22 protein-coding genes are annotated in these 19,183 nt (G+C 39.0%); 6 read left to right on the plus strand and 16 right to left on the minus strand.

Features of this window, described 5'->3' with window-relative positions; translation table 11 throughout:
- Window positions 1–43: 43 nt before the first annotated feature.
- From aroC to NDN11_RS09525, 11 genes are all read right to left on the minus strand, one after another.
- Window positions 44–1,135 carry a chorismate synthase gene (aroC, locus tag NDN11_RS09475; protein ID WP_167247299.1) on the minus strand — a complete coding sequence of 364 codons (1,092 nt, stop codon included), beginning with the start codon at window positions 1,133–1,135 and terminating at the stop codon, window positions 44–46.
- 11 nt (window positions 1,136–1,146) lie between these two features.
- Window positions 1,147–2,157, minus strand: a complete 1,011-nt coding sequence (gene prmB, locus NDN11_RS09480) for a 50S ribosomal protein L3 N(5)-glutamine methyltransferase (RefSeq protein ID WP_167247301.1) — start codon at window positions 2,155–2,157, stop codon at window positions 1,147–1,149.
- Between the two features lie 125 nt (window positions 2,158–2,282).
- Window positions 2,283–3,488: a tryptophan synthase subunit beta gene (gene trpB / locus NDN11_RS09485; RefSeq protein ID WP_251109459.1), complete on the minus strand. Its 1,206-nt coding sequence runs from the start codon at window positions 3,486–3,488 to the stop codon at window positions 2,283–2,285.
- Window positions 3,489–3,525: 37 nt separating this feature from the next.
- Entirely contained in the window at window positions 3,526–4,713 is a 1,188-nt protein-coding gene (locus NDN11_RS09490) for a vWA domain-containing protein (protein ID WP_167247305.1), read from the minus strand.
- Between the two features lie 12 nt (window positions 4,714–4,725).
- On the minus strand, window positions 4,726–5,577 hold the full coding sequence (locus NDN11_RS09495) for an AAA family ATPase (protein WP_005203533.1): 852 nt from the start codon (window positions 5,575–5,577) through the stop codon (window positions 4,726–4,728).
- Between the two features lie 35 nt (window positions 5,578–5,612).
- Window positions 5,613–5,999, minus strand: a complete 387-nt coding sequence (locus NDN11_RS09500) for a hypothetical protein (protein ID WP_016163650.1) — start codon at window positions 5,997–5,999, stop codon at window positions 5,613–5,615.
- Window positions 5,992–6,252 (minus strand): YcgL domain-containing protein, encoded by a 261-nt coding sequence (locus NDN11_RS09505; protein ID WP_010590136.1) that lies wholly within the window; start codon window positions 6,250–6,252, stop codon window positions 5,992–5,994. The genes NDN11_RS09500 and NDN11_RS09505 overlap by 8 nt, the downstream gene beginning before the upstream one ends.
- 312 nt (window positions 6,253–6,564) lie before the next feature.
- Window positions 6,565–7,707 (minus strand): ribonuclease D, encoded by a 1,143-nt coding sequence (locus tag NDN11_RS09510; protein WP_167247307.1) that lies wholly within the window; start codon window positions 7,705–7,707, stop codon window positions 6,565–6,567.
- A gap of 287 nt (window positions 7,708–7,994) precedes the next feature.
- A complete protein-coding gene (recR, locus tag NDN11_RS09515; protein ID WP_251109460.1) occupies window positions 7,995–8,591 on the minus strand; it encodes a recombination mediator RecR in 597 nt (198 codons plus the stop codon).
- A gap of 82 nt (window positions 8,592–8,673) precedes the next feature.
- Window positions 8,674–9,003: a YbaB/EbfC family nucleoid-associated protein gene (locus tag NDN11_RS09520; RefSeq protein ID WP_167247311.1), complete on the minus strand. Its 330-nt coding sequence runs from the start codon at window positions 9,001–9,003 to the stop codon at window positions 8,674–8,676.
- A gap of 12 nt (window positions 9,004–9,015) precedes the next feature.
- A complete protein-coding gene (locus NDN11_RS09525) occupies window positions 9,016–10,203 on the minus strand; it encodes an O-succinylhomoserine sulfhydrylase (RefSeq protein ID WP_167247313.1) in 1,188 nt (395 codons plus the stop codon).
- A 135-nt stretch (window positions 10,204–10,338) separates the two neighbouring features.
- On the opposite strand from NDN11_RS09525, the gene NDN11_RS09530 reads away from it, so the two are divergent.
- The 4 genes from NDN11_RS09530 to NDN11_RS09545 all read left to right on the plus strand — a co-directional run bounded on the left by NDN11_RS09530 (window position 10,339) and on the right by NDN11_RS09545 (window position 15,588).
- Window positions 10,339–11,424, plus strand: coding sequence for an alpha/beta fold hydrolase (locus NDN11_RS09530; protein ID WP_251109461.1), 1,086 nt, complete (start codon window positions 10,339–10,341; stop codon window positions 11,422–11,424).
- Between the two features lie 3 nt (window positions 11,425–11,427).
- Window positions 11,428–12,300 (plus strand): NAD(P)-dependent oxidoreductase, encoded by an 873-nt coding sequence (locus tag NDN11_RS09535; RefSeq protein WP_251109462.1) that lies wholly within the window; start codon window positions 11,428–11,430, stop codon window positions 12,298–12,300.
- 219 nt (window positions 12,301–12,519) lie between these two features.
- Window positions 12,520–13,587: an AraC family transcriptional regulator gene (locus NDN11_RS09540; protein WP_251109463.1), complete on the plus strand. Its 1,068-nt coding sequence runs from the start codon at window positions 12,520–12,522 to the stop codon at window positions 13,585–13,587.
- A gap of 300 nt (window positions 13,588–13,887) precedes the next feature.
- Window positions 13,888–15,588 (plus strand): hypothetical protein, encoded by a 1,701-nt coding sequence (locus tag NDN11_RS09545; RefSeq protein WP_251109464.1) that lies wholly within the window; start codon window positions 13,888–13,890, stop codon window positions 15,586–15,588.
- Between the two features lie 113 nt (window positions 15,589–15,701).
- Here the strand turns inward: NDN11_RS09545 and NDN11_RS09550 are convergent, their stop codons facing one another.
- Together NDN11_RS09550 and NDN11_RS09555 are read right to left on the minus strand one after the other, a co-directional pair.
- Complete coding sequence (locus tag NDN11_RS09550; RefSeq protein ID WP_251109465.1) at window positions 15,702–16,253, minus strand: isochorismatase family protein; 552 nt, start codon at window positions 16,251–16,253, stop codon at window positions 15,702–15,704.
- Between the two features lie 88 nt (window positions 16,254–16,341).
- Window positions 16,342–16,623, minus strand: coding sequence for a hypothetical protein (locus NDN11_RS09555; RefSeq protein WP_171525986.1), 282 nt, complete (start codon window positions 16,621–16,623; stop codon window positions 16,342–16,344).
- 314 nt (window positions 16,624–16,937) lie between these two features.
- On the opposite strand from NDN11_RS09555, the gene NDN11_RS09560 reads away from it, so the two are divergent.
- Both NDN11_RS09560 and NDN11_RS09565 read left to right on the plus strand, forming a co-directional pair.
- Window positions 16,938–17,381, plus strand: coding sequence for a BLUF domain-containing protein (locus NDN11_RS09560; RefSeq protein WP_167247325.1), 444 nt, complete (start codon window positions 16,938–16,940; stop codon window positions 17,379–17,381).
- A gap of 201 nt (window positions 17,382–17,582) precedes the next feature.
- Window positions 17,583–17,900, plus strand: a complete 318-nt coding sequence (locus NDN11_RS09565; protein ID WP_167247327.1) for a DMT family transporter — start codon at window positions 17,583–17,585, stop codon at window positions 17,898–17,900.
- A gap of 124 nt (window positions 17,901–18,024) precedes the next feature.
- Here the strand turns inward: NDN11_RS09565 and NDN11_RS18265 are convergent, their stop codons facing one another.
- The 3 genes from NDN11_RS18265 to NDN11_RS18270 all read right to left on the minus strand — a co-directional run bounded on the left by NDN11_RS18265 (window position 18,025) and on the right by NDN11_RS18270 (window position 19,173).
- Window positions 18,025–18,138 (minus strand): hypothetical protein, encoded by a 114-nt coding sequence (locus NDN11_RS18265; RefSeq protein WP_416224633.1) that lies wholly within the window; start codon window positions 18,136–18,138, stop codon window positions 18,025–18,027.
- 230 nt (window positions 18,139–18,368) lie between these two features.
- Window positions 18,369–18,947 carry a lysozyme gene (locus tag NDN11_RS09570; RefSeq protein WP_251109466.1) on the minus strand — a complete coding sequence of 193 codons (579 nt, stop codon included), beginning with the start codon at window positions 18,945–18,947 and terminating at the stop codon, window positions 18,369–18,371.
- A gap of 112 nt (window positions 18,948–19,059) precedes the next feature.
- Window positions 19,060–19,173 (minus strand): hypothetical protein, encoded by a 114-nt coding sequence (locus tag NDN11_RS18270; RefSeq protein ID WP_416224634.1) that lies wholly within the window; start codon window positions 19,171–19,173, stop codon window positions 19,060–19,062.
- Window positions 19,174–19,183: the final 10 nt, after the last annotated feature.

Below are 19,183 nucleotides of genomic sequence, written 5' to 3' on the forward strand. Positions count from 1 at the left end.
AGCCGCAGATATAATAAATTATATGTGCGGCTTAATATTTTTGTTACGGTTCGATTGGTTTAAATGGAGCAACAACATCTGCATTCTGTGCACGATGTCTTAAAAAGTGATCCATTAACACGATCGCTAACATCGCTTCTGCGATTGGCGTAGCACGCACCCCAACACACGGATCATGACGACCTTTGGTCAATACATCGGTATTTTCTCGCTCAATCGTAATGGTTTTACCTGGTGTGGTAATACTTGCAGTTGGTTTCAACGCAATCGCCACACGAATGCTTTGACCGCTTGAGATTCCACCTAAGATACCACCTGCATGATTAGCAAGGAATCCATCTGTCGTCAGTTCATCACGAGTTTCATGTCCAAATTGTCCTGCTACAGCAAAACCATCACCAATCTCAACGCCTTTAACCGCATTGATACTCATCATGGCATGGGCGATATCTGCATCTAAACGATCAAATACAGGCTCACCCCAACCCACAGGCACTTTTTCCGCAACAATTTCAAGCTTGGCTCCACAACTGGTTCCTTGCTCACGTAAAGCGGTTACGAGTTGCTCGAAACGAGGAACCGCATCCACATCACCACAGAAAAATGGATTGTTTGGTACTTCTGCCCAATCCAGTTTTTCAGCGACTTCATTACCAATTTGTGTGACATGTCCACGAATATCAATACCAAATTTTTCAGCAAGATATTTCTTAGCAATTGCACCTGCCGCAACACGCATCGCCGTTTCACGGGCGCTCGAACGACCGCCACCACGATAATCACGGAAACCGTATTTCTGAGTGTAAGTGTAATCCGCATGGCCTGGACGGAAAGTTTGAGCGATATTGCCGTAGTCTTTTGATTTCTGATCCGTATTACGGATCAATAAACCAATCGATGTTCCTGTGGTTTTACCTTCAAAAACACCCGAGATAATCTCAACTTGATCTGGTTCTTTACGTTGCGTTGCAAACTTCGAAGTTCCCGGTTTACGGCGATCTAAATCTTTTTGCAGATCGGCTTCACAAAGCTCAAGACCAGGCGGCACGCCATCGACAATCGCCATCAAGCCTGCACCATGTGACTCACCACAGGTCGTTACTCGAAACAGTTGCCCAATACTATTCCCTGCCATGCTTTAACCCCTTAGTTTTGAACTGATTGCTGAAATACTTCTTTATAACGACGGCATTGTTCAGCAGTTAAAGCAAAAATACCAGAACCGCCTTTTTGGAAAGTTAACCAATGGAAGTCAACTGTATTGAAGTTCTGACGCATTGCCCACTCAGAATTCCCCACCTCAATCACGATCAAACCATCTTCAGTTAAATAATCAGCGGCTTGAGCTAACATCTTGCGGACTAGATCTAAGCCATCTTGACCTGCAGCCAGTGCAAGTTCAGGTTCATGCAAGAATTCTTCTGGTAAATCAGCCATATCTTCTGCATCCACATACGGTGGATTACTGACGATCAGGTCATATTGATTTTCAGCAGGAATTTTTGAGAATAAGTCAGATTCAAGCAACGCAACTTGGTACTGCTTATCGTGATGCTCAGTGTTGATAGAAGCCACTTCCAACGCTTCTTTTGAAATATCAGTCGCGTCGACTTCTGATTCTGGATATGCATAAGCCAATGCAATCGCAATACAACCCGAACCTGTACACATATCTAAAATACGTTGTGGTGTTTTTGGATTGTTATTTTCAGGCAAATTGTTTAATGCTTCCAGCATACGTCCATTTTCATCTAGGCAGTATGGCGCAAAACGTTGTTCAATCAACTCAGCAATCGGTGAACGTGGAATCAAGACACGCTCATCTACATAGAACGGCTTATTGAAGAAATAAGCCAAGTTCAATAAATACGAAGTAGGAATACGATCATTGATACGACGTTCTAACAAGCTCAAAAATTCTGCTTTTTCGCTTGGTAAAAGTTTGGCATCCAAAATTTCAGCATCTGCTTTCCATTCAAGTGATAGCGTTTGCAGTACCAGTGCAGAACTCTCTGCAAAATAATCTTGAGTACCTTGACCTAAGTGTGCGTCATATTGACGAAGTGCGGTTACCCCAAAACGAACAAAATCTCGAATGGTTACTAGGTTTTCAGCCGCTTCTTGTAAATGTTCAGGGCTGATTGTAGGTCGCTCCACTTAGGCGTCTCCAAAAGTGCTAATTGCAAAACGCTTTATTCTAACGGGATTAAGGTCGTTTTAACAATAAAAAAACCGCCTCTCTACAAGAAGCGGTCAATTAAAACCAGATATTGGATAAGAACTTATAGACCTAGCTTTTCAGCTACATAATCAGAGTCTTTATCACCACGACCTGACAGGTTGACCACGATCTTAATACGCTTATCCATTTTAGGTGCTTCTCGTAACGCCCAAGCTACAGCATGTGAACTTTCCAAAGCAGGTACAATGCCCTCAACACGAGAAAGTGTCATAAAAGCATCTAAACATTCCTGATCAGTTGCAGTTTCATATTGCACACGACCTAACTCTTTAAGAAAACTATGTTGTGGACCAACACCTGGGTAATCCAATCCTGAAGCGATTGAATGAACAGGTAGCGGCTCACCGTTATCATCTTCCAGTACATAACAGGCCATTCCATGAATTTGGCCTGGTTTACCTAAAGTTAAGGTTGCAGAGTGCTTATCAGTCTCTAGACCATGACCAGCTGGCTCAACACCTACCAATTTTACTTCTGGTACATTTAAAAATGCAGTAAATGCACCAATCGCATTAGAACCACCACCGACACAGGCAACCACATAATCTGGATTCTGACCGAAACGTTCATTCGATTGAGCTTTGATTTCATTACCGATAATCGACTGGAAGTCACGTACCATTTTTGGAAACGGGTGTGGACCGACCACAGAACCAATGGCATAGATATAGTTTTTAGGGTCTTTTAAATATTCTTCAAAAGCGCTATCCACCGCATCTTTTAAAGTTGCTGTCCCTTGAGTCACTGAAACCAGTTTAGCACCCAAGATTTTCATCTTCACAACATTCGGATGTTCTTTTTCAATATCGACCTGCCCCATGTGGATTTCACATGGGATACCGACCAACGCACAAGCCGTTGCCAAAGCCACGCCATGTTGACCAGCACCTGTTTCAGCGATGACTTTACTCTTGCCCATATATTTGGCAAGCAAGGCTTCGCCCAAACAATGGTTAATCTTGTGAGCACCCGTATGGTTAAGATCTTCACGTTTCAGATAAATCTGCGCACCACCCAATTGATCAGACAGGCGCTTGGCATGGAACAATGGACTTGGACGACCTACATAGTTTTTGAATAAGTCATTTAACTCATCTTTAAACTCATCCGTATGACGAATCTCTTCGTAGGCCGCATTAATTTCATCCATTGCTTCTTTTAAATGTGGTGGAATGAACTGACCACCAAAGTTCCCAAAGAAACCTGCTTCATTCGGCAAAGCAACGCCATTAATTTGATGTTCCATGTCTTTTTCCTGTTCTTATAAAGTTTTAATATAAATTTTAACGTGAAAGATAACGGGTCATGTCCTCAAGGCCCTTCAAGGTCATTGGAAACATGTGATTCTCAAAAATTTCTTTAATCCAGTTAATGGTCTGGGTGTAATGCCAATAAGCTTCCATTTCAGGGTTCAGCCAAGCGGTTTTGTCGAAATGCTGACGTAAACGCCTAAGCCACACTTCACCCGATTCTTCATTCATATATTCAACTGAACCACCCGCAGATTTTAATTCATACGGTGCCATACTGGCATCACCGACTACAATGACCCGATAATCACGACCATAGGTATGGAACAGATCCCATGTATTCATTCGTGTTGAACTACGACGATGGTTATCCTTCCATACATGATCATACAAACAGTTATGAAAGTAGAAATATTCGAGGGTTTTAAACTCTGATTTGGCTGCACTGAATAGCTTTTCACACTCGGCAATATAGGCATCCATTGAACCACCAACATCAAACAGTATTAACACTTTAATACGGTTACGACGCTCTGGAACCAACTGGACATCCAAGATCCCTTGCTTGGCTGTCTCACGAATGGTGCCATCAACATCAAGCTCTTCAGCAGCCCCTTGTCGCGCAAACTTACGCAAACGACGTAAAGCGATTTGCATCTGACGCGTACCCAAAACTTGATCATCATCAAGATTTTGGTATTTACGTTGTTCCCAAACTTTAACCGCTGAACGTTTACGCCCTGGCCCACCGATGCGAACACCTTCAGGATGGTCACCAAAAGCACCAAAAGGCGAAGTTCCTCCAGTGCCAATCATACGATTGCCACCCTGATGCTTTTTATGCTGTTCACGTAAGCGTTCTTCCAGCATTTTCATCAGTTCTTCGAGAGAACCTGCTTTTTTTAATTCTTCACGCTGCTCAGGTGTAAGGTGCTTTTCTAATAGCTCGAGATCAAACCAATCTTTAGGTAACTTATGAACTTGTTTCAGCAACTCATCCAAATCAAAAGTTTCGATGCCATCAAAATAATCTTTCATGGCACGATCAAACTTATCAAAAAAGCGCTCATCTTTGACCAAAACGGTTTTAGCCAACTGATAGAATTGTTCCTGATCTGCAAACACAAGACCTGACGCTACCGCCTGATTAAGATCAATGAGCTCGCGTGTTGTTACAGGTACGCCATATTTGCGTAAGGTGTAAAACAATCGCACAAACATTTGTAAACACTCTTAACGGCGTGACATAAAGGCTAAACGTTCAAGTAATTGCACATCTTGTTCATTTTTAATTAAGGCACCATACAAAGGTGGAATCGCCTTTGATTTATCGTGGTTACGCAATACATCTTCAGGCATATCATCTGCCATCAACAAGCTTAACCAGTCGATCAGTTCAGACGTTGAAGGTGGTTTCTTCAAATTCGGAACTTCACGTAATTTAAAGAACACCTGTAATGCTTCACTGACTAAGGTATTTGAAATATTCGGGAAATGTACTGCGATAATGTCACGCATGGTTGCATCATCTGGGAACTCGATATAATGGAAGAAGCAACGACGCAAAAATGCATCTGGTAGCTCTTTCTCATTATTCGAGGTAATAATCACGATTGGGCGTTGTGTTGCAGTAATGGTCTCGCCTGTCTCATAAACATAAAATGACATTTTGTCGAGTTCATGCAATAAGTCATTTGGGAATTCAATATCTGCCTTGTCGATTTCATCAATCAACAATACACAACGCTCTTCGCTGGTAAATGCTTCCCACAATTTACCGGGTTTAATATAGTTTTTAATATCGTAGACACGATCATCACCTAACTGGCTATCACGCAAACGTGATACAGCATCATATTCATACAAACCTTGCTGCGCTTTAGTTGTAGATTTGATATGCCAAGTAATCAGCTTCAAACCCAAACTTTCCGCGACTTGCTCTGCAAGTAGGGTTTTACCTGTACCTGGTTCACCTTTCACCAATAATGGTTTCTGTAAGGCACGAGCAGCTTTCACTGCAAGTTTCAGGCTATCGGTCGCAATATATTGATCTGTACCAGTGAAGTGTTGTGTATCAGCAGACATTTTAAAACCTTATTTTTCTATATTTAACATCGTATCTAAACTGAACGTGCAGTTTTATTTGCAGTGTATTTTGACCAGCAGAAGCCGATCAGTAACCCCGTACCAATGACAAATAAAATCAATGATAAGTTTGACCAGACTAAGACATGCTCTTTAGTAAGTACACCAAAAAGCAAACCAAAAATTGCTGGTGCTAAGGCCGAGTTTGGACCTTCAGAAATTGTTGGAGTCGCAAGAATTGCAAAGGCAATAATCCAAAGGATGCCACCAATTGGATTGGGTAGCCGTGACATCAAACGATACCAGCACCACAATGCAATGAGCGTTCCTGTAACATAAACAATGATCGCAACATTTTCTTCAGGAAACTGATCCAGTACTGAAAGAATGTTTGACCAAATTGCTGTTAAAGTTTCAAGCACCGCGTAAGCCCTCTGGTTCTACCGCATTTGGATTAATCAATCCTTCTGGCGGCATTTGAATAAAAAAGCCTTTGGTATTTAATGAATCTAAAACATGTAAAACATTGGCACGTGCAAGTTTACGCTCATTATGAAGTTCTAAATGCATGACAAAAGTGGCTTTGCCGAATGCTTGTAAAACGGTTTCTGGAACACCTTCAAATGGGTTTTCTTGTTCCTTGTCATCAGGATAATTTGGACGAGCAATATACATATACATTTCATCTTTCTTGCTCGATCTATAAATATCGCAGTGCATGTTTACTCACATCTATTAACAATCAAAGACAGCATACATGAAAATAAAAATGGATACATTAACGATTGTTAACGCTAGAGTCGTGTTTTTAACTCATGGTATAAGACGGTCTATTTTTGACCTTGTCCTAACATGCTATCTTTAGTTCAGAATATCGTGAAATAGCATAATAATAAAAACTCAAATAATTAAGCTAGCAATGAAAACACGCCGTGATGGTTAATCAGTAGAGCAAAAAAAGAGCTAATTTCTTAGCTCTTTTCTCTTTTAACGTGCGGCTTTCATTTGCATCGCAAGATATTCAATATCTTCTTTTAACAACGCAATCAATGGTTGCGTCAAAATGTCATAGCGCCAGCCCATTAAATAACTCGGCAAAGACTGTTCATCTAAATGGAATACCACATGTTCATAGATGGCATGCATCCACTTCTTACGCAGTAGTACTTCTTTGGGTATCCCAGTTTTTAGCACTACACTTTCAATCAGCGCATCAATTTTAGGTGCAACTTCTTTAGAATTACTCTTTATTGGTTTAGCCATACGTAATGGCCATTCTTCCTCTGGCGGTAAGAATTTGAGTAAATCAAGAATCATTTTGCCATGTTCACGCACAATATTCGGACGAATATCTTTAATCCGAGCAAGCTGAAAGTTATTACGTGGATTTTTTTCCACCAAATCAATCATGGTCGAGTTGCGAAGAATAAAACTGCGCGGCTGGTTCAATGCTTTGGTAATCTGCTCTCGCCATATACTCAATTGCTGTAACTGCATCAACTCACGGCGTGAATGTCGATAGTTACCAATATCGGTATACAATTCTGCCAGTGGGGTTTCCATCGCAATTTCTTTGGTGAGATTCTGGCAATCTTCCAGTACGTATTGATATAAACCTTTCGCTTTTAGATCTGTTTTTAGTGCATCTGCAAGTTTACTTAAATAAATCACATCATTTGCGGCATAACACATCTGCTCTTGCGTCAATGGTCTTGCCAGCCAATCCGAGCGAGTTTGATCTTTTTCAATTTCAATATTCAAACAGGTCTTCAGTGCGTTCTGATAACTGACCTGTAAGCCATGCCCGAGAAATGCCAGTGCAACTTGCGTATCAAATACATTATTAAGTGGCTTTTGGTCTGCATAATGATAGATCAGATCAATATCTTCACTACAGGCATGAAAAACATTCTGTTGTGCTGCAAAAATTTTTGGCCAAAACTCGGTAAAATCCAAGCTTGCACCATCAAGTAATACAATTTGACCGTTTAAATTGATTTGGCAGACACCAAGTTTAGGATATAAGGTGTCAACCTTAATAAACTCAGTATCAAGTGCATAGACAGAACACTGTTCCATCTGATTGAGGAGAACAGCTAAATCTTGTTGCTGTTGGATAAACTGAAACATGTGTGCTCAAATAAAATAATATAGAACCATGCGCAATAGAACTGTCTAAACCAGTCATTGCTCAACTGAAATCAAATACAAAAAATTAGTTGGTATTCCATATATACAACATGAAATCACTCCTCTTCCATTCATCAAAAAACGAAAATCCTTTTCGCTCGCTCATAGTGCCACAAATTACGCTAAATAGATCTACGATAATGTTAGACAATATGTAAAATTTAATTATTTGTTTAAATTAACAGCATGAATTTAATATAAATATAAAAAAATGCGAATGAAAGCTATTATTTCATCCGCATACGGTTATGTACAGCTTGGCTTAAGGTATGGCTATCTACATATTCCAACTCACCACCTTGTGGTACGCCTTGTGCAATTCGGGTCATATGGATCGGTAAATGTTTGGTTGCTTCAACCAAGTAATGCGCCGTAGCCTGTCCTTCTACCGTTGCATTGGTTGCCAAAATCACCTCTTGAATTTCACCAGCACTGAGACGTTGAATCAGATACGGAATTCCAATCTCTTCTGGGCCGATACCGTCTAATGGAGAAAGGTGTCCACCGAGAACGTGGTACTTTCCACGAAAACTGCCGCTCTGCTCGATTGCCATCACATCTGCCGGTGATTCAACCACACATAACAATTGTTCATCGCGCTCTATTGAAGCACAAATATCACAGATTTCATTTTCTGTTAATGAATGACAAATACGACATTCATGAATATGGCTCGAAGCTTCATGTAAGGCATGTGACAATGCAAATGCACCTTCACGATTTTTCATTAATAAATGTAATGCCATACGCTGTGCGGATTTAGGACCGACACTTGGTAATATACGTAATGCTTGAACTAACTGTTCAAATCGTTCACTAAACACAAATCAACTCTCATAATCTCCCTAACCCCTCTTTATTTAAGAGGGGTACTCCTCCCTTTAAAAAAGGGAGGTTGGGAGGGATTTAAAATAAACCAGATAGACCCGGTGGTAAGCCCATACCTGAGTTTGCACCTTGTAACTTCTCTTCAGAAATCACTTCAACTTGACGTGCTGCATCATTCATAGCCGCAGCAATTAAGTCTTCGATCATATCTGCTTCATCTTGTAATAAATCAGGACTGATTTCGATACGCTTAACCACATTACGGCAAGTCATGGTTACTTTAACTAAACCACCGCCTGCTTCCGCATGAACTTCAGTTTTTGCAAGCTCTTCTTTGGCTTTTTTAAGATTTGATTCCATATCTTTTTGCATGCGCTGAGCTTGCTGCATGAGCATATTAATGTTCATAAGTTTCTCTCGTTAAATTAAATCTAAACCGCGTGATATGTCGCGAATAATATCATCAATGTCTTCTAAACCAACAGACACACGAATCAAACCTTCTTCAATTCCTGCAGCTTGTTTAGCTTCAGCTGACATTCTACCATGCGAGGTCGTTGCTGGATGCGTAATTGTTGACTTAACGTCACCTAGATTACTGGTAATCGACAAGAAACGGGTGTTATCGATCACAGTCCAAGCACCTTCACGTTGGCCTTTCACCACAAAAGATACAACACCGCCAAAACCTTTTTGCTGTTTTTTCGCCAACTCATGTCCAGGATGATCAGCTAAACCAGCGTAATACACTTTTTCAACTTTTTCGTGCTGATGTAGCCATTCCGCCAATTTTTGTGCACTTTCACAATGCGCTTTCATACGAATGCTGAGTGTTTCCAAGCCTTTCAAGAAAATCCATGCATTAAATGGACTCATCGAATTGCCCAAAGTACGAATCACACCATTTACTTCTTCAAGCAAGTCATTTTTACCAACCACTGCACCACCAAGCGCACGACCTTGCCCATCGATATATTTAGTTGCTGAATAAAGCACTAAATCCGCACCAAACTTAATCGGTTGTTGTAATACTGGCGTACAGAAACAATTATCCACTGCAAACAACGCGCCATTGGCATGTGCGATATCAGCAATCGCTTGCATATCACCCACTTGTGCCAAAGGATTAGACGGCGTTTCAATAAATAAGATACGAGTATTTGGACGAATCGCTTGTTTCCAGCCTTCTAGATCATCTAGATCTACGAAAGTGACATCAACTGCAAATTTCGCCACATATTTTTCAAACAACGCGATGATTGAACCAAATACTGCACGAGAACAAATGACATGGTCACCAGCTTTTAAATAGGCCATGCACATTGCATGGACTGCTGCCATGCCTGAACTGGTCGCCACTGCACGCTCTGCACCATCCAGTACCGCTAGGCGTTTTTCAAATGCCTGTACCGTTGGATTGGTATAACGTGAATAAGTATTACCAGCGATTTGCCCAGAGAATTTTGCAGCAGCATCAGCCGCACTTTCGCACACAAATGATGAGGTCAGAAAGATCGGCTCACTATGCTCACCTTCAGAGGTACGATCATGCCCTGTGCGAATTGCCAGTGTTTCTAATTGGTATTCTAAATCATCGCTTGGATTCATCGTTCTGTATGCCTTATGATCATAATGATTAAATGTGCCAATATTTTGATCGCCTAGGGTATTTAAGGTCAAGGCGTATGATGAAATTATCGCTTAGACTTCGTGCAATCTTGACTCATGATGAGACATTCTAAGATGAAATCGCTTGTGGAACAGCAAAAAATAAATTTTAAACATCTGGCTATGCGTGTATTCGATGCCGACAAACTGGTTTTGTCTCAATCGACACCGTATCAAGTGATTGCGCAATTTAAACAAACCCGTGTTCGTTTTTACGCTTCAGAAAATAAACGCTATAAAGAACCATTGGTTTTTGTCGCGCCTTTAGCGATCAATATGGACATCTATGATTTATATCCTTACCGCTCATTGGTCAAACATTTTCAGGAAAGCGGCTTTGATGTTTATCTAATAGATTGGGGAAAACTCACCTATAAAAATTATCAAATTAACTTCTTATCTTTTATTGATAAGTTTATTCCGAAATGTATTGAAGCCATTCAACAACATTCCAAATCTGAAAAAATTTCACTGCACGGTTGGAGTATGGCCGGGATTTTTGTCACGCTTTATACCGCTCGCCATCAGCCAAGTGTGGTGAAAAACCTTGTGGTGTTAGGTAGTCCAATCGATAGCTATGCCTCTGGTTATATTGGCAAACTCTATAAGACTTTGGCTTATCTGACCACCCGTAATCCAACCATTAAGGATTACATCTATAACCGTTTACCAAAATTAATGATCCACTCACCTGGATTTTTAAACTCGCTTGGATTCAAACTGTTAGACCCTAAAGGCTGGATTGACGGTAATATCCAATTACTGAAAAACTTAGATAATCTAAAGTTGGTACAAGAAGATGCAACGCTTAGCCACTTCTTAAATAACATGGTTGATTATCCGGGTGGTGTGAACCAAGACATGCTGTTTAACGTCTGGCTGCAGAATCCTTTAAAAAATGGCGCAATTCAGCTCAAGAACAAAACCATAGAACTCAAAAACATCAATTGCTCTCTATTTGTGGGCGCAGGTAAAGGCGATCAACTGGTCACTTCTGAGTCTGCGTTTCCGCTAACCCAGTTGACAAGCAGTCAAGATGTCACGTTTACTCTTATTCCTGGCGGGCACTTAGGTTTAATGTCCAGTCAAAACAGTTCAATAGAGTTCTGGCCAACGCTAGCGACTTGGTTAGCCGAACGATCGACGCAAATAAGAAGGTAAAGTATGACTCAATCTGTTGCATTCATTGGTTTAGGTGCTATGGGCTATCGCATGGCAGCACATCTTCCTAAATATTTCGAAAACGTTTATGTCTGGAATCGAAATTTTAGTAAAGCAGAACAACATGCAACAGAATATGGAACTCAAGCAGTTGAACTCGCTCAAGCGGTTCAGGCTGATATTATCTTTTCTTGCTTACCAACCAGTGATGACGTTGAAGTCTTAATTGAAGGTATTGATATTAAATCAGATTCGATCTGGATTGACTGTACCAGTGGCGTGCCTGAAGCTGCACGCCGTTTGGCGGAGAAATTGAAAGTTAAAAATGTGGACTTTTTGGATGCACCTGTCAGTGGACAAACCATTGGTGCTGAAAATGCAACCTTAACCGTCATGGTTGGCGGTGATATTAATGCATTTGAACGTGCTTACCCTGCAATGGCAGCAGTCGGTAAATTAATTCAGCATGTTGGTGAATCTGGTGCTGGCTTTGCGGTAAAAGCAATTAATAATATGTTGCTCGCTGTAAATTTATGGTCTGTTGCTGAAGGTTTTAGTACCTTAAAAGCACATGGTGTCAATCTTGATGCAGCTCTGAACTGTATTAATGCTTCTAGTGGCAAAAGTCTGGTTACAGAAACTATTTTTCCACAACGTGTACTGAGTCGCGAATTTCCTGTGACTTTCGGACTTCCATTACTCGCAAAAGATACAGGTATCGCACTGGATCTCGTCAAGGACGCAAAACTCCCCGCTCCAATTCTGTCTTTAACACAAAGCTTGATTCAGGCGGCTAACCTCACTGCTGAGCCCAATAGCGACTTCTCGGCAGCTGTTAAATTGTATGAATCTTGGAGTAAAATTACACTGAAATAACAAAATTTTAGTGTAAAAAGTCTTTCTAAATTATTAAAACCGCTCTTTGAAGCGGTTTTTTTATAAGGGGAAATTTGACATGCTAATGTCAGCAGCTCCAAAATATCTTTTATCATCAAAACAAAATTTTCTTTCCGATGTAATATAGCGTTGAAACGATATGCTTATCGTGATTTGAAATTTTTAGTCATTAGAGCAAAGTTATCTAGGATGGTAAGGATGACCATTGAATTACATGGAAAACTTAATGAAACTTGTGAAATAAAAGTATTGGTTGGCTTAATAAATCACTTTTTGGATCACGCTAATTTTTTTGGAATTGATAGACAAACTTTACTATTACACAGTGGCCTTACAGAGCAGCAACTGCATGATTCAAATCAGTGTATAGCCCTTCATTACCTTGAAAAACTTGTAGCCTATACATACTCGATTTGTAATGATCCATTGATTGCATTGGCTTTTTTCAAAAAGATGGATTCCACCGCCTATGGTGTGTTGGGACACTTAGTCCCATTATCTGCTAATTTAAATAAAGCCATAGAAACATTAAAAGAATTTCAGCCATTAATCGGATGTATTGGTGATATCTCCCTGCAAGTTAGCCCTGAAATTGTCTATTGGAAGTGGAAATGTAGATCGAATGATCCAATATTCAGTCGCTGTGCGAATGAGTACAATTTATTGTGGTGGATCAGCTTAATCCATTTGGTTCGAAATGAGGATTTTTCTGTACTTAAGGCGGTTCACTTCACACATAGCTTACTAAAACCTGAATTGCAGAACTACTATGATGAATTCTTTGGATGCCCTGTCCACTTTAATCAACTGGAAACAGCGTTATTATTACATCCTAAGTCTTTAAATATGACCTTAAAAACTGGAAATGCGGGCCTATATGATAGTGTGCGATTATTTGCCTCGAAATTATTAGAGCAACAAAAATTTGAGCAAACTTTTACTCAACAAGTTAAGTCACAAATTTATTTACTCCTCTCTCATGATCGCCTATCTCGTGAAAATGTCGCGGAGCAATTAGGAATCACGGTTAGAACCTTAAGTAGAAAATTACAATTCGAACAAAGTTCTTATAGTGATCTACTCGATAAAGTCCGATTCGAGCTTGCTGTCAATTATTTAGAGAATTATCAACATTCAATATTATTCATTGCTAAAGCATTAGGCTTTTATACCAGTCATTCCTTCATTACTTGGTTTAAATCACAAACAAATTTGACACCAATCCAATATCGTAAAAATTCGAATGCAAAAACGATTGCAGTTTAAAGTCTATTCATCAGTATCTGATCCGTGCTCATTTGTCCTATTTTAGAAATGACGTGGCTCAGATGCGTTATTTTTCACACATAAATTAATAATATGATGAAATAAGAGAACATCAATTGTCTTATTACTTGTTTCAAGTATATTTGACGATATAGCCTCTTTATTGTTGTGTTGAAAATTCTAAGAAAAACAAAGCAGACATAACGTAATTTTATAAGGATCTTTTACCCAAGAACATGCCAATAGTCATTTTATGATTTAAAGGTACGCACGGATTTGGGTATACAAAAGGGAGTTAGTATGAAAGCGAATCGAAAATACAAGCAATCGATAGGATTAATCTTGCTCGGATTCTCAATTTCAGGTTGTGGCGGAAACAATAACAACATGGCAGAGATTTCCCCTGAAACAGGAGGTTCATGTCCAACAATAATGGATGAAGCATCTTTTACTGATGCAAAAACTTTAGAAAAACTCGTACAAGTTGGACCTGAATTAGCACAATTACGATCGACTGGTAGCCAAGCACACAAACAACTGGTGGACTGGATTGAACTTGAAGCGAAGAAAATACCCAATATGCATGTTCAGTCAGACAGCTATGAGATTCAACGTTGGCAACCTTTACTCAGTGCTGAGAATGGTAAAGGACGCAGTTTATTTCGCTCAGGGCAGTTATCTGTTAATGGTAAAGAGATTCCGATTGCAGGAGCTGTTCCTTATTCACTCGGTACAGCACTCACAGGGAATACAGGTCAATTGGTTTTCCTAGCAAGCAATCAACCAATAACAGCTGAACATAAAGGGAAAATTATTGTACGTGAAATTCCAACATCACAAGATCCTGTATATGCCAATATGGTTGCGCCGCCATATATATTTTTATTTCAGTTTGCAAAATATTTAAGCCAATCTCTGAATGAACAAAAAGCACAACGATATGACAAACCCTTTTTAGCGGGTGAGTTAATGAATAAAGATCTCATCGCGGCTGGTAAGGTTGGCGCTGCTGGTATGATTATTGGATTTGATGTGCCTAGAGAACAAATACAAGATTACTTCGATCCGCATAACGGTTTGCATTATAAGCTTCCTGCTGTCTTCTTAGGGTCGGATGAACTTGCTGAAGTAAAAGCATTAGCTTTAACAAATACTCAGGCTAAGATTACTGTTCAAGCTGAGCGAGATACAACCACGACTCGAAATTTGATTGCAACGCTACCCGGTCAAAGTAGTGAAAAAATCGTATTTGTTGCAAATACAGATGGTAATACTTGGGTACAAGAAAATGGTGTAAGCGGTATGCTTGCGTTGGCGCAATATTTTGCAAAATTACCATTAAAATGCCGACCTAAAACTTATGAGTTTGCGTTTAATACAGCCCATCTGCATATGTCTAAAGAAGGAACTTTTAGATATATGGAGCAACTGAATCAAGAATATAAGGCAGGTAAAGTCAGCTTCGTTTTTGCTGTTGAACATTTAGGAACGCGTGAGATCATTGCCAAACCTAGACAAGACGGTGGTTTTGGACGGACTTTAGCTTTTACAGGGAAAGCTGAAGCCCAAGCATGGTTTGTTCCTGAAGACCATGCTTTAATGCAAAAAGTTGCAATTGAAGCAGCACAAAGACGTAAATTACCAGCGGTCATGATATCGACTGGCCAAGATGTGCCCAATACTCAACGTACCCCTAGACAATGTGATTTTGGTGGTATTGGGAACGCATCACACAAAAACTTAATTCCGACCATGGCAACGATTTCTGGCCCATGGTCACTTTGGGCACCATCATTTGGTAAAGATGCAATTGATTTCAATCTCATGAGAGATCAATTACTTGCGATTGGCGATACCGTTCTAACTTTACAGAACCGAACCAAAACTGAAATTGATGGTCCCTATACCGCGTGGAGAGCTGCGAGTGATGCTGGTAAATTAGTTTGTTCTCACTCAACAAATAATGGTGTAGAAGATGCCCCAAACGCCATAAGTGAATAATAGAGTTGGCGGATTCTCTTTTATAGCCTTACGTTAAAATATAAAAAACCGCTCAATAGAGCGGTTTTTTTAACTTCTTAATGTCAAAAATCTTGTTAGGTGAAAATACATTTTTAAATGATAAAATTATTCAACTTGCTTGAGTCTTTTTCCTGCTTCATAAAAACAATCTCATCTACCGATGCACAAATCATAATTTCATCTCCAAGAGACCACTCTGCTACTCTGGCCGCTAGAGCAGCTGGCACACTCTCTGAACCTGGTCCTGCCGGCACATCATAAGTTGCATGGGCATCATGCGGTAACCATACCGCATAATCTCGCGCTAAAGCAGCACGCGCTGTTGCGGCAACGCACATCTCTGATAAAACACCACATATGGCTAAAGACTTCACATTATGGTCATCTAAGATCTGTTGAAGTGATGTTCCTTTAAAACCATTATCTTCACTTTTCCGTATAATCACTTCATTAAGCTGTGGAGAAAAAAATAACTCCCAACCAATTTGATATGGCTCATCTAAAGTACCAATCTCCCCATCATTTTGCAGGAAAATCACTGGCGCATGCGCAGACCTTGCTTTAGTAAGTAAAATACGGATTGAAGCAATCAATTGCTTTGATGCAGGCACAGCTTCCGCACCTGATACAAAAGCATTTTGCATATCTACAACAATCAAAGCGTCAACAATATGTGCTTGAATTGAAATAGCAGTCTCCTCTACTGATCCAAGATCAATTTAGTTATAGGTCTTATTTAGTATTCACATCAATTTTGAAAATCTTTCCATTACAAACCAAGACGGTATAGATCTGCATATCAATTTCATAAACATATTCTGTAGCTTCACATGAGCGACGACCTTCTTTGTGAATGAAATATCTTGGGTAAGATTTTCCCATTTTTCTAAGTAAATCGCTTTCGCTATCCCCTAAATTAACAAGTTCATAGGATGAGCGCATTGAGTTTGTGTCTCTAGCAAAAGTAGCTGTTGTTATTAAAACTGAAATTATTCCAAAAATTATGTAATTCATTTTATAAACCATTTGTTCTTCGTATGGTCAATTTACCAAACGGTTAAAACAAAGTCATTAAAAGAAAGCTTTCCTGTTGATTTCTGTTTTAACCTGCCTATTCATAAAATTTATAGACAAGATGGAAGTACAAGAAATAATCAAACCTATTTAGCAAATTGGAAAATTATTAGCACTCAGCTTTTCAATTCCATATAGCTATCTCTTGAGGGGAGTTATTTATAAAATCCGTGTTTCAGTTTACAGACTAAAGTATACAAATTATTGTTTTTTCTATATAACAAGAAATGAACCTTCAAAAATGAGCATATCCAATGAAGTCTGTAAGACTTTTATACGTAAGTAAAATTAAGAATATTGACTCAAACTTAAAAACTGATTTGATTAAAATCCTCGATGAAGCCGTAGATTTCAATTATCGTAATAATATTAGAGGTGTCTTATATTATGGTCATGGATATTTTGTACAATGCTTAGAAGGTCAAAAAAGCCTTATTGATGATTTGTTTTATAATAAAATTGTGAAAGATCAACGTCATATCAATTGTGAAATCCTCTATTACATAGAGTGTGAGAATCAATTCTTCTCGCAATGGTCTATGAAATTTTCACCAATTAACCAGAATATCTCAGATTTTTTCATGAAGTATCATTTAGAAGAATTTAACCCATATCTACTAACAGCCGAGACAGTTGAAAAATTTGTTTCTGTTTTAGCTGGTGAACCTGAATATGATGTAAAAACTTATATTTCATAAATGTAAAACATTCGATCTGAACTAAAAACTAAATTGGTAAAAGATATCTCTACTAATCTTTTACCAATTGGAATAAAGTTTAACAAAAATAAATTGAAGTCATTACCCAACAGTGCTTTTATAGTACATGAAGAGGACGACCTCTTTATTCAATTTTTCAAGCTTTAGGACGACCTAAAATATTAATAATGAGGTGTCGAAATGGCTTGGGCTTATCTAATTTTAGCTGGTATTTTTGAAATCGTATGGGCATATTCTATGAAAATGTCTGATGGTTTTAGCAAACTTACGCCCAGCATCATTACGATCGTATTCATGATCCTAAGCTTCGGTTTATTAGCTGTTGCAATGAAAACGCTTCCTTTAGGGACTGCCTATACGATTTGGGTAGGTATCGGGGCTGTTGGTGCATTCCTGATTGGGATCTTCTTGCTTCATGAACCAATGGGATTTTTACGCCTATTAGCCGCCACCTCCATCATATTTGGTGTGGTACTGATGAAAGTAACTTCTAACTAGTTTAGGTCGTATAAAGGCTCTCATTCGGGAGCTTTTATAATACTTTTAAACAGCAAGATATCCCCTATTGTTCTAATCCCCAAGAACCAATAAAAAGTCGCTTTGAGTATTCTGCATTAGTCGCTTAATTTGGATTAATAAAATAGAAATATACAATCAGAGTAGCTAGCAGAATGCTCGCAACTGTTAAATAAAAACCTGCAGTATTGAAGCTTTTCAAGAATTTCAAAATAGTCATATTTCGCAAAATATTGATAAGTTAAGAGAATTATCACATAATTTCACGCTAATTCAAATTTCAACCGAACAAAAAACAACCACTCACCTGTTTTAATTCTTGCCCAAAAATTTAATAAGTATCAGGTGTTTTTTACTCCCTTTGTAAATACTACCACTTCAATAATACGCTTTTATAAATCTCTTCATTCATAATGATTTTTATAAAATAATCAATCATGTAAACAATAGTTATACCTTTAAGAATAAATTTCGTTCCACTTCACGACGTCTAACCAACCCTTTTAGAATTTTCCCTCCACCTTTATTCCACACATGGAATTGATCTGCTGCACCTACATAGTCACTTGCATTTAGTTTTTTCAGAAGAGTAGAGTTTTTGAAAGCTGTTTGCCCAATGTTATAAGTCAAAGAAACTAGCGCATCGAATTGATTTTGAGACAGTGCAACAGTTACTGCATCGTTGACAGTAGACTGAAATCGATTCAAGTCATGTTGAAAAAAGAACTCTGCCTGCTCCAAACTACAATAATCGCTCTTCACAACTCGAATACCGTTTGGATAAACAGCGGTGCCAAAACCAATGGTCCATATACCAGTACCGTCATCATAGGCTTGTAACTTTAAATCTTCAAAGCTCGTAATTAGGCGAATACCATCAACACTTATTGTCATTGCAGAATCAATACCAACCGCTTCAACAACATCGCTTACAGTTGCAATATTGCTTAATTTCTTATTAGCGTGTCTCTTTGCTCTGCTTAATCTGCCGATACCTATTTTTCTCAAGCAATCAAATATCGCTTTCATCAAGTATCCTTATGTACTCGCTATATCGCTTACAAGTTATGGCGTCCAATGAAATAATGTTGATCAACGTACACAGCATCAAAATTACCCTGACACTTTCGTTCAACATTCATTAATTCGGATTGATATAGTAAAAATATACGATAACAGTGGCTAGCAACAGACTCGCAATAGTCAGGTAGGATCCAATCGTATTAAAACTTTTCAAAAATTTTAGAATATCCATAATTCACTGT

The organism is Acinetobacter sp. C26M (assembly GCF_023702675.1).
In the GTDB taxonomy this organism is placed as follows: Bacteria; Pseudomonadota; Gammaproteobacteria; order Pseudomonadales; family Moraxellaceae; genus Acinetobacter.

What these genes read in the sequence shown, in the direction of transcription:
- NDN11_RS09570 (WP_251109466.1), bottom strand. Translation starts at nt 18,947, where the DNA reads ATGAAAGCGATATTTGATTGCTTGAGAAAAATAGGTATCGGCAGATTA.
- NDN11_RS18265 (WP_416224633.1), bottom strand. Translation starts at nt 18,138, where the DNA reads ATGACTATTTTGAAATTCTTGAAAAGCTTCAATACTGCAGGTTTTTAT.
- trpB (WP_251109459.1), bottom strand. Translation starts at nt 3,488, where the DNA reads ATGGAACATCAAATTAATGGCGTTGCTTTGCCGAATGAAGCAGGTTTC.
- NDN11_RS09540 (WP_251109463.1), top strand. Translation starts at nt 12,520, where the DNA reads ATGACCATTGAATTACATGGAAAACTTAATGAAACTTGTGAAATAAAA.
- aroC (WP_167247299.1), bottom strand. Translation starts at nt 1,135, where the DNA reads ATGGCAGGGAATAGTATTGGGCAACTGTTTCGAGTAACGACCTGTGGT.
- NDN11_RS18270 (WP_416224634.1), bottom strand. Translation starts at nt 19,173, where the DNA reads ATGGATATTCTAAAATTTTTGAAAAGTTTTAATACGATTGGATCCTAC.
- NDN11_RS09525 (WP_167247313.1), bottom strand. Translation starts at nt 10,203, where the DNA reads ATGAATCCAAGCGATGATTTAGAATACCAATTAGAAACACTGGCAATT.
- NDN11_RS09505 (WP_010590136.1), bottom strand. Translation starts at nt 6,252, where the DNA reads ATGTATATTGCTCGTCCAAATTATCCTGATGACAAGGAACAAGAAAAC.
- NDN11_RS09490 (WP_167247305.1), bottom strand. Translation starts at nt 4,713, where the DNA reads ATGTTTGTGCGATTGTTTTACACCTTACGCAAATATGGCGTACCTGTA.
- NDN11_RS09520 (WP_167247311.1), bottom strand. Translation starts at nt 9,003, where the DNA reads ATGAACATTAATATGCTCATGCAGCAAGCTCAGCGCATGCAAAAAGAT.
- NDN11_RS09530 (WP_251109461.1), top strand. Translation starts at nt 10,339, where the DNA reads ATGAAATCGCTTGTGGAACAGCAAAAAATAAATTTTAAACATCTGGCT.
- NDN11_RS09560 (WP_167247325.1), top strand. Translation starts at nt 16,938, where the DNA reads ATGAAGTCTGTAAGACTTTTATACGTAAGTAAAATTAAGAATATTGAC.
- NDN11_RS09565 (WP_167247327.1), top strand. Translation starts at nt 17,583, where the DNA reads ATGGCTTGGGCTTATCTAATTTTAGCTGGTATTTTTGAAATCGTATGG.
- NDN11_RS09510 (WP_167247307.1), bottom strand. Translation starts at nt 7,707, where the DNA reads ATGTTTCAGTTTATCCAACAGCAACAAGATTTAGCTGTTCTCCTCAAT.
- NDN11_RS09555 (WP_171525986.1), bottom strand. Translation starts at nt 16,623, where the DNA reads ATGAATTACATAATTTTTGGAATAATTTCAGTTTTAATAACAACAGCT.
- NDN11_RS09495 (WP_005203533.1), bottom strand. Translation starts at nt 5,577, where the DNA reads ATGTCTGCTGATACACAACACTTCACTGGTACAGATCAATATATTGCG.
- NDN11_RS09545 (WP_251109464.1), top strand. Translation starts at nt 13,888, where the DNA reads ATGAAAGCGAATCGAAAATACAAGCAATCGATAGGATTAATCTTGCTC.
- NDN11_RS09550 (WP_251109465.1), bottom strand. Translation starts at nt 16,253, where the DNA reads ATGCAAAATGCTTTTGTATCAGGTGCGGAAGCTGTGCCTGCATCAAAG.
- NDN11_RS09535 (WP_251109462.1), top strand. Translation starts at nt 11,428, where the DNA reads ATGACTCAATCTGTTGCATTCATTGGTTTAGGTGCTATGGGCTATCGC.